At 67.2% G+C, this 13,157-nt stretch carries 14 protein-coding genes; 8 read left to right on the forward strand and 6 right to left on the reverse strand.

What is annotated here, in order from left to right; all coding sequences use genetic code 11:
- Positions 1–170 precede the first annotated feature (170 nt).
- From MKK63_RS25055 to MKK63_RS25080, 6 genes are all read left to right on the forward strand, one after another.
- Positions 171–506 (forward strand): DUF6504 family protein, encoded by a 336-nt coding sequence (locus MKK63_RS25055; protein WP_409564560.1) that lies wholly within the window; start codon positions 171–173, stop codon positions 504–506.
- On the forward strand, positions 503–3,781 hold the full coding sequence (locus tag MKK63_RS25060; protein WP_244006499.1) for an error-prone DNA polymerase: 3,279 nt from the start codon (positions 503–505) through the stop codon (positions 3,779–3,781). The genes MKK63_RS25055 and MKK63_RS25060 overlap by 4 nt, the downstream gene beginning before the upstream one ends.
- Before the next feature lie 266 nt (positions 3,782–4,047).
- Complete coding sequence (locus MKK63_RS25065) at positions 4,048–5,166, forward strand: histidine kinase dimerization/phosphoacceptor domain -containing protein (protein ID WP_244006501.1); 1,119 nt, start codon at positions 4,048–4,050, stop codon at positions 5,164–5,166.
- The gene (locus MKK63_RS25070; protein WP_244006504.1) at positions 5,163–5,645 is read left to right on the forward strand and encodes a response regulator; all 483 of its coding nucleotides are present in this window, start codon (positions 5,163–5,165) and stop codon (positions 5,643–5,645) included. The genes MKK63_RS25065 and MKK63_RS25070 overlap by 4 nt, the downstream gene beginning before the upstream one ends.
- A 9-nt stretch (positions 5,646–5,654) precedes the next feature.
- Entirely contained in the window at positions 5,655–6,116 is a 462-nt protein-coding gene (locus MKK63_RS25075; protein WP_244006505.1) for a hypothetical protein, read from the forward strand.
- A 176-nt stretch (positions 6,117–6,292) separates the two neighbouring features.
- Positions 6,293–6,643 (forward strand): hypothetical protein, encoded by a 351-nt coding sequence (locus MKK63_RS25080; RefSeq protein ID WP_244006506.1) that lies wholly within the window; start codon positions 6,293–6,295, stop codon positions 6,641–6,643.
- On the opposite strand, the gene fae is transcribed toward MKK63_RS25080, so the two are convergent.
- Complete coding sequence (gene fae / locus MKK63_RS25085) at positions 6,644–7,183, reverse strand: formaldehyde-activating enzyme (protein ID WP_244006507.1); 540 nt, start codon at positions 7,181–7,183, stop codon at positions 6,644–6,646.
- Between the two features lie 64 nt (positions 7,184–7,247).
- Positions 7,248–8,489 (reverse strand): NRAMP family divalent metal transporter, encoded by a 1,242-nt coding sequence (locus MKK63_RS25090; protein WP_244006508.1) that lies wholly within the window; start codon positions 8,487–8,489, stop codon positions 7,248–7,250.
- Between the two features lie 78 nt (positions 8,490–8,567).
- On the opposite strand from MKK63_RS25090, the gene MKK63_RS25095 reads away from it, so the two are divergent.
- Positions 8,568–8,783: a hypothetical protein gene (locus MKK63_RS25095; protein WP_244006509.1), complete on the forward strand. Its 216-nt coding sequence runs from the start codon at positions 8,568–8,570 to the stop codon at positions 8,781–8,783.
- A gap of 10 nt (positions 8,784–8,793) precedes the next feature.
- Here MKK63_RS25095 and MKK63_RS25100 read toward each other — a convergent pair whose 3' ends face one another.
- On the reverse strand, positions 8,794–9,261 hold the full coding sequence (locus tag MKK63_RS25100; protein ID WP_244006510.1) for a hypothetical protein: 468 nt from the start codon (positions 9,259–9,261) through the stop codon (positions 8,794–8,796).
- An 827-nt stretch (positions 9,262–10,088) separates the two neighbouring features.
- Here MKK63_RS25100 and MKK63_RS25105 point away from each other — a divergent pair.
- A complete protein-coding gene (locus MKK63_RS25105; RefSeq protein WP_244006512.1) occupies positions 10,089–10,643 on the forward strand; it encodes a hypothetical protein in 555 nt (184 codons plus the stop codon).
- Between the two features lie 6 nt (positions 10,644–10,649).
- On the opposite strand, the gene MKK63_RS25110 is transcribed toward MKK63_RS25105, so the two are convergent.
- Genes MKK63_RS25110 through MKK63_RS25120 form a run of 3 tightly spaced genes read right to left on the reverse strand, consistent with a single transcriptional unit; the run spans position 10,650 to position 13,113 of the window.
- A complete protein-coding gene (locus tag MKK63_RS25110) occupies positions 10,650–11,036 on the reverse strand; it encodes a hypothetical protein (protein ID WP_244006514.1) in 387 nt (128 codons plus the stop codon).
- An 11-nt stretch (positions 11,037–11,047) separates the two neighbouring features.
- On the reverse strand, positions 11,048–12,070 hold the full coding sequence (locus tag MKK63_RS25115; RefSeq protein WP_244006516.1) for a capsid protein: 1,023 nt from the start codon (positions 12,068–12,070) through the stop codon (positions 11,048–11,050).
- Between the two features lie 35 nt (positions 12,071–12,105).
- Entirely contained in the window at positions 12,106–13,113 is a 1,008-nt protein-coding gene (locus tag MKK63_RS25120) for a phage protease (protein ID WP_244006518.1), read from the reverse strand.
- Positions 13,114–13,157 lie beyond the last annotated feature (44 nt).

Here is a 13,157-nt window from a genome sequence, read left to right on the forward strand (position 1 = left end):
CCCCCCTCTGCGGGGGAGGGTGGTCCCTGCGTCAGCAGGGGTCGGGAGAGGGGAGCGACGCTTCCGGATGTAGCGTGACCTTCATGAAAGCCGGCGCCCCGATCTGCACCGTCGCTCCCCTCTCCCCCCCTGCTGCGCAGGGTACCCTCCCCCGCAGAGGGGGGAGGGAGATGCGCGAGTCCGACAGCTCCCTCGCCTCCCCCTGGCCCGACCACCTCCCGCCCCGCCCCCTGGTGCTGTTCCCCCGGGGCGAGGCCGCCTGCGATGTGCTCTCGACCATCCCGGAGGGGCCGCCCCGGCGGTTCCGCTGGCGCGCGCAGATCCACCGCGTCACCCATGCCGAGGGGCCGGAGCGGGTCGCCGCCGAGTGGTGGCACGCGCCTGGGAACGACCGGGACTATTACCGCGTCGAGTGCGAGGCCGGGCACCGGCTCTGGCTCTACCGCGACGGGCCGCACGCCCCCGACCGCCCGGCCGCGTGGTACGTCCACGGGCTGTTCGCGTGAGCGGCCCCGCCTACGCCGAACTCGCCGTCACCACGAACTTCTCCTTCCTGCACGGCGCCTCGCACCCGCAGGAATTCGTCGTGCAGGCGGCGTCCTACGGCCTCGAGGCCCTCGGCATCGCCGACCGCAACACCGTGGCCGGCGTGGTGCGGGCCCATGCGGCGGCGCTGGCGCTGGAGGGCACCCCGATCCGGATCCTGCCCGGCGTGCGCCTTGTCACCGAGGAGGGGTTCGAGGCCGTCACCTACCCGATGAACCGGGATGCCTGGGGGCGCCTGTGCCGGCTGCTGACCCTCGGCAACCGGCGGGTCCGAAAGGGGGAGTGCTGCTTCTCCTTCGCCGAGATGCTGGAGGCCGCCGAGGGGCAGATGTTCATTGCCATGCCGCCGGCAAGGCGCCTGCCGGACGGGTTCCGGGCGCGGCTGGAGGCGCTGGCCGCCGCCGCCCCGGGGCGGACCTTCCTCGGGGCGAGCCACACCCGCCGCGGCGACGAGCGGCGGCGTCTCGGGCTCCTGGCCGAGTTGGGCGCAGCCTCCGGCGCCCCGATGGTCGCGGTCTCGGACGCGCTCTACCACCACCCCGAGCGGCGCCAGCTGCAGGACGTGGTCACCTGCATCCGGGAGGGCTGCCGGATCGGGGAGGCCGGCTACCGCTTGGAGGCCAATGCCGAGCGCCACCTGAAGCCCCCCGCCGAGATGGCAGCGCTCTTTGCCGACCATCCAGGGGCGTTGGCCCGCACCGTCGAGATCGCGCAGGCCTGCGACTTCTGCCTGTCGCAACTGCACTACGAATATCCCGACGAGCCGGTGCCCCCCGGCCGCACGCCGCAGGACTATTTGGCGGAAAAGACCTTCGAGCGGGCGCGCTGGCGCTACGGCGGCGAGGTTCCGGCCGCCGTCGAGGCGACGCTGAACGACGAACTGCGGCTCATCGCCAAGATGGACTATGCCCGCTACTTCCTGACCCTGTTCGACGTGGTCGAATTCGCTCGCAGCAAGGGCATCCTCTGCCAGGGGCGTGGCTCGGCGGCGAATTCCGCCGTGTGCTTCTGCCTCGGCATCACCGCGGTGGACCCGTCCAAGCACCGGCTGCTCTTCGCCCGCTTCATCTCGGAGAACCGTGGCGAGCCCCCCGACATCGACGTCGATTTCGAGCACGAGCGCCGCGAGGAGGTGATCCAGCACCTCTACGCCCGCTACGGCCGGGAGCGCGCCGCCCTCTGCGCCACGGTGATCCATTACCGCCCCCGCATGGCGATCCGCGAGGTCGGCAAGGTCTTGGGCCTGACCGAGGACGTGACGGCGGCGATCGCCGACACGGTCTGGGGCTCCTGGGGCACCGGCATGCCGGACCAGCATGTGCGCGAAGCCGGCCTCGATCCCGCCAACCCCGCGATCCGGCAGGCGCTCGATCTCGCCCACCAGCTGATCGGCTTCCCCCGCCACCTGTCGCAGCATGTCGGCGGCTTCGTGCTGACCCGGGGCCGCCTCGACGAGACCGTACCGGTGGGCAACGGCGCCATGGCGGACCGCACCTTCATCGAGTGGGACAAGGACGACATCGACGCGATCGGCCTGATGAAGGTCGACGTGCTGGCGCTCGGCATGCTGACCTGCCTCAAGCGCGGCCTCGATTTTTTGGGACAGGACCATGGCGAGGTCTACGAGACTCTGGCCGACCTGCCGCAGGACGATGCCGCCACCTACGCGATGCTGGCTAAGGCCGATTCCGTCGGCGTGTTCCAGGTCGAGAGCCGGGCGCAGATGTCGATGCTGCCGCGCCTCAAGCCGAAGGAATTCTACGACCTCGTGGTGCAGGTGGCGATCGTGCGCCCCGGCCCGATCCAGGGCGACATGGTCCATCCCTACCTGCGGCGGCGCTCGGGAGCGGAGCCGGTGGTCTATCCCTCGCCCGATCCCGCTCACGGCGACCCCGACGAACTGAAGGCCGTCTTGAAGAAGACCTACGGCGTGCCGCTGTTCCAGGAACACGCCATGCAGATCGCCATCACGGCGGCGGGCTTCACCCCGGCGGAGGCCGATGGGTTGCGTCGGGCGATGGCGACCTTCCGGCATGTCGGCACGATCGGGGGATTTGAAGAAAAGTTCGTCGGCGGCATGACCCGCCGGGGCTACCCGAAGGATTTCGCCGAGCGCTGTTTCGCGCAGATCCGGGGCTTCTCGACCTACGGTTTCCCGGAGAGCCACGCGGCGAGCTTCGCGCTCCTCGTCTACGCCTCGGCCTGGATGAAGTGCCGGCACCCGGATGTCTTCCTAGCGGCGATCCTCAACGCCCAACCGATGGGCTTCTACCAGCCCGCGCAGCTCGTGCGCGACGCCCGCGCCCATGGGGTCGAGGTGCGGGGCGTCTGCGTCAACGCCAGCGACTGGGACTGCACCCTGGAGCCCTGCGGCGATCCTAAGATGCACGCCGTGCGGATCGGCCTGCGCGTCGTGCGCGGTCTACCCGAGGCCGCGATGCGCCGGCTCGTGCGGCTGCGCGCCAACGGCTATGCCAGCATCGAAGGCTTGCAGGCGTCCCTCGCCCTGCCCCGCAACACCCTGGAGCGGCTGGCCGAGGCGGATGCGTTCCGGTCGCTGGGTCTCGACCGGCGCGCCGCCCTATGGATGGTCCGTACCCTGGAGGGGACGTCATCCCGCAAGGCCGCCAAGGCCGACGGCTCAGAGCGCCGCGCCCATCTCCTCGATGCGCCGCTGCCGCTCTTCGCCTGGCACGCCGATGACGGCCTGTTCCGGCACGAGCCGGCGGTGGAACTGCCGGTTCTGGCCCCGTCCGAGGCGGTGGCCGAGGATTATGCCGCCACCGGCCTCTCGCTCCAGGGGCACCCGGTCGCTTTCTTCCGGGGGCGACTCGCCCGGATCGGCGCCATTTCGGCTCGGGCCCATCTCGATCCCGCCCTGTCCCAGGGGGCGCGGGTCACGGTGGCGGGTCTTGTGCTGATCCGCCAGCGGCCGGGAACCGCCAAGGGCGTGGTGTTCCTGACCCTGGAGGACGAGACCGGCATCGCCAACGTGATCGTCTGGAAGGCCCTGTTCGAGGCCAACCGCCGGGCCGCCATGCAGGCCCGGTTCCTCGCCGTGCGCGGCCGGATCCAGCGGGCGGACGGGGTGGTCCACCTCGTAGCCGAGGGCTTTCGCGATCTCACGGCATCGCTGCGTGACCTGCGCGAGGCCGGGATGCGGCTGCCGCCCGAGACCACGGATTTCGCCGTGGCGTCGGACCGACGGGCCTATCCCAGCCGGGATTTCCATTGAGGCCGACAGCGCCGGGCGCGGGTGAAGCAACTCTAGGGATATTGCCCCGGCCAGGTCACTCGAACCCTGTCTCCCGGGCTTTGTCCGCACCCGGGCGGGCGGCTGAACCCCTCAAGGTGCGGCGTTCTGTCTACCGAAATATGGACCTTCCGCGCATTGGCCCCGAACCGATCCCATGACTAGGTGGTTAAGCTCGCGATTGCGGAAGCGCAGCCACGACCCGATTGCCGGAGGTGACGAACGCCGGGCAGAAGAGAGCAGGTTCGATGGAACAGCCCGACGCTTGGCATCAGACGGACCGGCTCGACGCCGAGCAGGGCAAGGGCGATCCCTTCGCCGCCGCGGTCCGCGCCACGCGGATGCCGATGATCATCACCAATCCGCGGCTTCCCGACAACCCGATCGTCTTCGCCAACGACGCCTTCCTGCGGATGACCGGCTATGGCCGGGACGAGGTCATGGGCCGCAACTGCCGTTTTCTTCAGGGCAAGGAGACCGATCGCGGCGTCATCGCGCTGATCCGCGAGGCGGTCCAGGCCCGCACCGACATCGCGATCGACATCCTGAACTACCGCAAGGATGGGGTACCCTTCTGGAACGCGCTCTATCTCAGCCCGGTCGCCAACGAGGCCGGCGAGGTGCTGTTCTTCTTCGCCTCGCAGCTTGACGTCTCCGACCGGGTGGACGCGCATCTGCGGGTCCAGCAGGAGAAGGACCGGTTCGAGGCGGAGGTCTCCAAACGCACCCGCGACCTGACCGAGGCACTGGCCACGCAGACCATGCTGGTCCATGAGGTCGATCACCGGGTTAAAAACAACCTGCAGATGATCGCGGCGCTGCTGTCCATGCAGACACGGGCGATCACCGACCCGGCCGCCCGCACCGCCATGCAGGCGATGCTGACCCGGGTCGAGGCCTTGGGCACGGTCCATCGGCGGCTCTACCAATCCAACAACGTCGAGCGGTTCGACGTGGCCGAGTTCGCACGCGACCTCGCCACCGACCTTGTCCGCGGCTCAGGCGACCGAATCCGCCTGCACCTCGATTTGGAGGCCGTGGAGATCCCGGTCGCCAAGGCGCCGCCCGTGGCGCTGATGATGAACGAATTGATCACCAACGCCCTCAAGCACGCTTTCCCGAACGACCGCCCGGGTCGGCTCTCCGTGACGGTGGCGCCGGACGAGGCCTACTTCACCATCAAGATCGCCGATGACGGCGTCGGCATGCCCCTCCAGGTGATGGAGCAGTGCTCCTTTGGGAAGCGTCTGATCGGCACGCTTTGCCGCCAGCTCAGCGCCAGCATCGCCTGGATGACCAACGATCCCGGCACGATCGTCAGTATACGCCTGCCGCGCGAGATGGCTGGCGGTCTGGAGGCTGCGTGACCGAGCCGCTCAAGATCCTCGTCGTCGAGGATGAAGCCCTCATCCTGATGCAGATCGAGATGATGCTGGAGGAGGCGGGCCACTGCGTCGTAGGCACGGCCATGACCGCCCGGGAGGCTATCGCCCTCGTGTACGAGATCCGACCGGAACTGGTTCTCATCGACCTGCGCCTCGGCGACGGCTCCTCGGGCCTCGACGTGGCGCAGGCCGTGCACGACCTCGGCGGCATCACGGCCGCATTCATGACCGCCAACGCCCAGGCGCTCAGCGACGACATGGCGGGGGCCACGGCGGTGATCGCCAAGCCGTTCACCGGCACGGTGCTCCAAGAGTCCCTGACCTATCTGGAAGATTGCGTCCGCCGTCCGCCGCCGACCGCAAACGTGCCGCCGGGGATGCGCGTCGCCAAGGCGTGGCTCGCGAATTTTGCCCGGATGCGGGCCGATTCGACCCCTCGACAGGGGCCGCGCCGCGGCTAGAGTGCGGTCATGCCGAGCTTTACCGTGACGCGCCTTCTGGCCGCCCTGGCCTGCCTGCCGCTGCTCGCGGCGTCAGCCCGGGCCGATACCTGCGACGACCTTGCCCGGCAGATCGCGGGGGCGATCGACGGCAAGGTCGGCAAGCGCGCTGGCCCCAGCATCGACATCCGCCTCGCCGGGCCGATCAAGTTCGACGTGACCTGCCGGGCCGAGCCGATCGTGCAGGCGACCTCGGCCGAGCCCGCCCCCTCGGCGACCTTCTTCCGCGACCTGTCGGTGGCCTCCGAGATCCTGATCGGAGAAGCGGCCGCCACGGTCGAGCCGATCATCGCCAACGCCTACCGGACGTCCCTGTCGGAGCGGCGCAAGTCGTTCATCCAGCAGAACGGCTGGTCGACCTCCTGCTACACCGACCCGGGCAGCACCACGATGCGTACCCTGTGCTCGGTGGGGCGCATCCCGCCGGGATAGGGCGCCCTTGACCGAGCGAGTGGCCGGCGGGATTCTCCGCATCTGTCGAGTCGGCCCGGGCTTTCCCATGACGATTCTCGAGACCCAGCCCGTCCACAGGACCGATCCCCACCGGGGGTTCTGGGACTTCATCGAGACGCGTCCCGAATAAGGAGAAGTGGGAACTCATCCAGTGTATGGTCCCGGATGTCGCGGTCAACGATGCGGCCACCATCGAGCCCGACCAGAACGTCGTCGACGGCTGTTATCTGGCCGCCGAGATCCGCGCTTCGAGCGACCACCGGAAGTTCCCCGGCACGCGCCAGACGAAGATTGACGTCAAGCGCGCAGGCTACGAGACCTTGCCGCACTGTCGGGCCGTACTCCTGATCGAACAGAAGAGCCCTGCACTGACCCTGTCGGTGCGAATCGGCGAGACCTGGACCCGCACCCGCCTGACCGGGGATGACCGTCTGGTTCTCCCCGGTTTCGGCATCGACTGCGCGGTGGCCGATCTCTACGCCCGCACGCCCATGGCGCGGCGCTGATCAATACTCGATGACGTCTTCCAGCGCGTAGTGCTTCACGGTCTTCCGGTTGGCGATCAGCTCGTCCACCGTGGGCTCGCCCTTGAGCGCGCGGGCGATGGCGAGCTTCGTCGCCTCGTAGTTGGTCCGGTAGAGGTCCTTCTGGTCGAGGTCGTCGTCCTCGGCGCAGCGCGGATCGAGCCAGATCATGATGATCATGCACAACTCGTCGAGCCCGTCCTTCGGCAGCACGCCCTCGATGATGCAATCTACGATCGCGTCGCCGGTGGCGGCCTGGACCACGCCGCCGAGCAGCTCGACATACTCGGCCGTGTGGATGGTGGCCTTGGTGGTCATCATCGTGGCCGGGCGCACGAGCTGGTTGAGGTCGCGGACCACGAACATGCGGGTGTGGCCCTGCACTTGCCCCATCATCGACGCGAAGGCCTGACCCACCGGACCGCGGACGGAGCCGATCAGCACCTCCGGCATCGCGTCGGTGTACTGGCCCTCGGCCGCCAGCACCGTGGCCTCGCCCGTACGGAACCAGATCTCTTGCATGTGTCGACTCCACCGTCTCGGAAGACCCGGGGGAGACATCATCGGGCCGCTCGCGTCAATCGCCTCAAAGCAGGCCGACCGCGTCGAGCACACCGACCAGCGCGAAGGCGATGGTGACGCCCGAGACGACGTAGACCACCCACTTGTAGGCGCCCTCGACACGCTTGCCCTCCGGCAGGGCGCGGGTGGCGAGCAGGATCAGGAAGCCGAGCGCGAGTGGCAGAAGCAGGGCGTTCATCACTTCCACGGCGATGTTGAGCGCAACCAGATTCGGCACGAGCTGGACGGCTACCGCGCCGGCCGCCACCACCAGCGCGAAGGCGCCGTAGAAGGCCGGCGCCTCCCGGGGCGATTGCTCTAGGGAGTGCGGCTTTCCCATCACGTCGCCGAAACCCCAGGCCAGCGCGAGGGCGACCACGTTCAGCGCCACGAAGGCCGCCGCGATGATCCCGACCCCGAACACCACCTGCCCGAGCCACGGCCCCAGGGCGGGCGTGAAGGCGCCCGCGAGGTCGCCCACGGTCTGCAAGCCCTCCTTGGTCCCCTGCCCGGCCTTGCCGATCGTGGCGGCGGCCGCGATCAGGATCGCCCCCATCACGCATTGCGAGATCACCGCTCCCACGAGGGTGTCGATCCGCGAGTTGCGCGCGTGGTCCCAGCCGAGGCCTTTGTCGACGATCGCCGATTGCTGGTAGAAGATCATCCACGGCATGATCACCGCTCCAATATTGGCGGCGATCAGCACCCGGTACTGACCGTCGCCGAGCGGTATGTGGGCAAAAGACGTGGCGATCTCGCCCAGGTTCGGCCGCGCCGCGATGGCGAGGCCGATGAAGACCAGCTCGAACAGGCCGACCGCCAGAGCCACGACCTCGACGCGCCGGTAGCCGCCGGTGAAGACGAGCCCGAGGAGCAGAAGGGCCGGCAATCCGAGGCTCACAAGCCGCGGTACCCCGAACAGGTCGCCGATCCCCGCGATGCCGGAGAATTCCGTGACGATGGCGCCGATCCCGGCGACCACGAGGCCACCATAGGAGATCCAGGCCCAGACCGGCCCGTAACGCGCGCGGATCAGCTCGCCATGGCCACGCCCCGTGGCGGTGCCGAGCCGGACCGTCAGCTCCTGGACGACGTACAGGATCGGGATCAGCAGGATCTGCAGGAGCAGCAGCGAGTAGCCCCAGCGGGCGCCGCTCTGGGCCGCCGTAATCAGGCTTCCGACATCCGTGTCGGCAAGCATCACGACGAGTCCGGGGCCTGCGGTCTTGAGGAACGCGTTCAGGCGAGGCAGGGAGGCGCTGGGCACGGCTCGGGAACAGCCCCGGGCCAGGGCGGTTCCGGCGGGCGCCTGCGGCGTTTTCCCGACACGCGGGAGGAGTATGCGATGGCACAGAGCACGGATCGGGGCTCGGGCTGGAGCCTTCAGGCGAGCGCCGTGCCCGATGGGGTACGGCTGGAACTCGCCCTGTCCGATCTCGGCGGCGGGCCGGTTACCGCGGCCATCGTGCTGGACCGGGCCGAGGCCCGCGCCTTCGCGCGTGCCCTCCTGGCGGCAGCCGGCGACGCGACCGAACGCACCTTCCCGAAGCCGGGGACCTGAGCGGGCGGGCTCAGCGTTGGGCTGCACCCGGGTTGCGGCCCGGCAGACGCGGCACCACCGTTCCGCGCCGCTCGACCGGCGCGTCGCAGGCGTAGGCGAACTCCGATTTCAGGGAATCGAACACGGTCTCGCCGGTGATCCGGCAATCCTCGCGCACGGTCTCGTCGAGATAGGCGCGGGCGGCCGTGCGGAAGCGCGTCACCTGGGTCGCGCCCGGCTCCGGATCGATGCGGACTTCACTCAGGTTGCAGCCGGCATATTCGCGCAGGGCGTTGGATACGACCAGCATCCGGCGCAGCTGCCGGTTGTCGTAGACCTCGTAGGGTTCCTTGCAGCCGATCGTGACCACCTGCGGCGTGAGCGCCACGTAGTTCCGGGAGATGTAGGCGAATCCGGTGGTGCAGCCGGCAAGCGCCGAACCCAGGATCAGGGCGCCGAGGGAGAGCCGGAGGGGCCCAGGAGCCGCGCGCTTTCGCATCCTCGTCATCCCAAGCCCGATATCGCCCCGCTGCGCTCCCCGGCGAGGCGCAAGGTGCATTGAAACGGCTCCGCTTGCGCCGTCAATGCGTTTGTGGTTCGCATCGCCCGCGCCGTGTCGCTCACAGCCCCCTGGCGTCCGGCGCCACCGCGTCGCACGAGTTCGGCATGTCCCGGTTCCGGACTAGGAGGCCTGACCGGCACGAAGGAGTGCGGCACAACTTCGGTGCGGCTGGCCGTAGGCGCACCGCGTTCGAACCGGCCGCGGATCGACATGATCGCCGATCGACTCGACAGTGTGTATGTCATCGCTAACTGGCGGCAGTGGTCCGAAGTTGGCGGGATTGAGCGGGACCACGCAGGATGACGCGAGTTGAGCGGACCGCTCAGCGCCTTCCTCGTAGCCGCTGCCAATACCGCCCGATGGTCGCTTTGCTTGGGCTACGATTGGCCCCGAACCGTTGCCGACAAGCCACATCGGCGTCGACCAGCTTCAATCCGCCGAAAGCTTCAAACAGGAACACAGCCACTTCGGGGTCTCCGAACAGCCGGCTCCGTGGATCCACTGCAAGGAGCGCAGGATGGGCCCGGACCTGAGCCATGACTGATCCGCTGGCCTGTGCCAGCCGCTGATACTCCAGCAACTCGGCATAGTGCCATGCTGGGATTGTCACCAGCGCCACGCTTGCGATTGTGCTATGAACAGGCTCGCTAGTAGACATCTTTGCCGCTCTCAAAAACTCATCAGCTGCCGCAATTGAATGAGCTACAGGGCGTTTGAGCCACTTCCATATCCCGCTTTAATAGCTCCCGTATAGGCGTCAAAGCATGACGATTGACACGTTGGTAATGCTCATCGCGGATCAAAATGGCGGCAAGAGCAACCAAATGAGGACAATTTTTGAAGAACCGGAGTTGTGGCACGAGTATAACGGGTATCCTCAGAGCAATAATATCAAGAGAAAGTACTATGTGCATCCGGAAATGGATCTATATATGCGCTTGTCGTCCTGGCATGAGCGCGGAAAATCCTATCCTGATGTCAAAAACGACATCGTGAACGGGATATCCTCCCCTAGGCACCGGTACAAGGTATTTGTGCCGGCTCAAGTCACGGCGACAGCCAACTTGATGTCGGGCGAAGATTTGTTCATTCAGCTATTTTCTGATTTTTCTATTCGTCGCGGCTTCGCGGTTTGGCTTAGTCCAGATCGCTCCAGCAGGCATCCATTCGCGATAAGTGTGAAGATGAAAGCGTTCATGGCTAATCGACGCTACGTCACGGCACTTTCTATTGATAGCTTAGCTGCGCACCCAAGTGCGGCGCCGGCCCAAAATTCTGTGAATTCGAGGCTTTTAGCCGACATGCTATTCCGCTTGTAAGTGGCATCAGTAGCTCTGCCAGCGCGCGCGGAACACCTGGATCCGGCTGGCCGATGGCGCGCGAGCTGTGCCGAAGCGCTCAACGCACGCTTCATGCAGTGCCGCCAGCGTCATCCGTCCCCGGAATAGATCACGGAGGAAGTCGGCCACCTCTGGGTCCTTCTCGATGGTCGAGAGGCCGGGCGGTGGCCCCTTCCGCTCTTGAAACACCGCCCTGATCTCCTCGCGGGCCGCTCGCGCCCGTAGGCCGATCAGCTCTCGGTACTCATCGGAGCGGATCACAACAACCTCGATGCCCTCGTGGCGGCCGAACAGGGGCAGCGGCTGGCCGGGCTGGATCTCCAGCTCCGGCTGCTGCGGCGGCACTACGTGTGGGCTGCCTTCATCGCTCATTGAAGTGGCCTTCAATAACCGCGCATCGTTTCAGCAGGGATGATCGTTGGCCCCGGCATGCCGATGATCGGGTTCTGAATGAGGAAGCCTACATCCGGTGCCACCACCAACTCACGTAGCCGCTCACCCACGCGCACCACGACCCCGCCTTCCGCGCCAACATCGCGATCCGGCCACGACAGCGCGAAGCGCGCGCCATACTCACCAGTGAAGCCGAAGGTGACCCCGCCCGTGGTCGGGTTCGCCATGGGATTGAGATGGGTAAGTGAAATCGCGTTTCCCCACACCCGGGCCATGCGCGCATCCTGTCCAGGGCGTGCGGTGTTCACGAAGCTCTCGCCGATCGCCAGGGTCTTAAGCCCTTCTCCCGAGAACAGGCGCACGAACTCATCTGGCGTGACGATGCCCTGCCCCGTGACGTTGCCGCGGATCGCGTTCACGATCTTGGGATGAGACGACACCACCGACCACACTGGCCGACTCATCGTCATCGTGTTGGGTCGGTAGATCAGGGTGGCATTGAATGCCGCCTTGAACACCGCGATTGGATCGCTTTCCGCATGATCAAACTGATCGGTGCCAGACAGCGTCAAGCGCTTGTTGGTCGCGTAACTGTTGGGGTCTTGGATCATCGCGGCCGCACGCACCTCGCGATCGAGCAGGATGAGGTCCGTCAACGCCATCGTCGAGAAATCGACAGGGTTGAAGCTGCCAAGCCCACGGTCGCGCATGACCTTGGCCTCATCGATGTCCGTCTGCGGAACGCTGAACTCCAGGGCGTGGTCGTTGACTTCGCTGGCGTCGCGAGCGCCACTAAACTCGACCCGCTCCGTCCGGCCGCGACGGCCGACGAGCGTATTGGGGACGGTGAACACCTGCGCGATCGGATAGCGCGTCCAGGAGAACCTCGGTGCGGGCACCGGCACTCTCGGAAGCACCACGTCGGCGATCAGCGTCGTGCTGTCGTTGTGGTAGCCGAGCGCCAGAGCGGTCAGAACAGGATCAGTTGGGAACGGGCGAGCTGTGCCGGCCATAGGAAATCCTCGGTGATTTCGGCTGGTGGAACCGGCTACCGGCCGGCTGTCGGGTTCTCGTGCGCGAAGCGGATTGCCTCAGCGTGGTTGAGCGTGCGGCCGCTGGCCGCTTCACCCGCGCGATAGCGGGCCGCACGGGCGGCCAGCATCTCGGGCCTTTCGGCATCGTTCCGGCCGTCGTTCGGTATGTGTCCGTCGAGGCCGGATGGCTGGAGGCCGGGCATCGTGACTGCGAACAGGCTGGCGACATGCGCCAATCCGGCGTCGGTGCTGCACAGCGCCTCGTACTGCGCGCGCTGAGCGGGCATGATCTTGCGGGCCTTGAGCGCGTCTTCCATCAAGGCGCTGACCCGCTCTCGCCGGGCGGACGTGCGCAACTCGGCGATCGTGCTGTTGGCGGCGTTCAAGGCCGCCAGTGTGTCGGCATACAACCCAACCGACACAAAGTCGGCTTGCCGTGCGACGATCGCTGCGAGGCAGGCCGCGTCATCCGCTGACGGATCGAGGCCGAGAGCTTCCGGGATCGTCTCCGGAGCCGCGCCGCCGGTCGAAGCCCCGGCCAGCGCTGGCATGGACAACGCTGGAGCGGCCAGGAGCGCGATTGAATGCAGCCACGTCGCCTCGCCGTTGGCGTCGTGGTGGAAGCTCGGCGAGATGTAGCGGTGGGTGCGTGCGGCGAGTGCCGCCTTACCTTTGTCCAGCCACTCCATGCGGGCGTAGGTGCCGTCCGGCCGCGCTTGCAGCTCTTTCGCCCAACCAATTGCGTCGGCCTCCTCGCCGCGGCCGCCCTTGAACGGGATCGCGTGGTTGAAGTCGGCCGGGATATCGATGCCGTCCGACTTGAAGCGGGCAACGAGGTTCTCCGGTGAGAAACTGTAGCTCCGCCCATCGCGGGTCTGCACCGGCCCGCGCGGCGTCACCTTGATCCACTCCGGCAGCTGGCCGCTCGCGGCCTGCGAGGGCACCTCGCCGGCCAGGACCGTGATCGAGACCCCGAGCGGTGGGATATTAGGTAGGCTGGCCGTAGTCTGGTGCTGGCTCATGATGGCTTCCGAATTGGCGCTGACGGGATGGACCGGGCTCGCGT

Origin of the sequence: Methylobacterium sp. J-088 (genome assembly GCF_022829295.1) — a bacterium.
Lineage (GTDB): Bacteria > Pseudomonadota > Alphaproteobacteria > Rhizobiales > Beijerinckiaceae > Methylobacterium.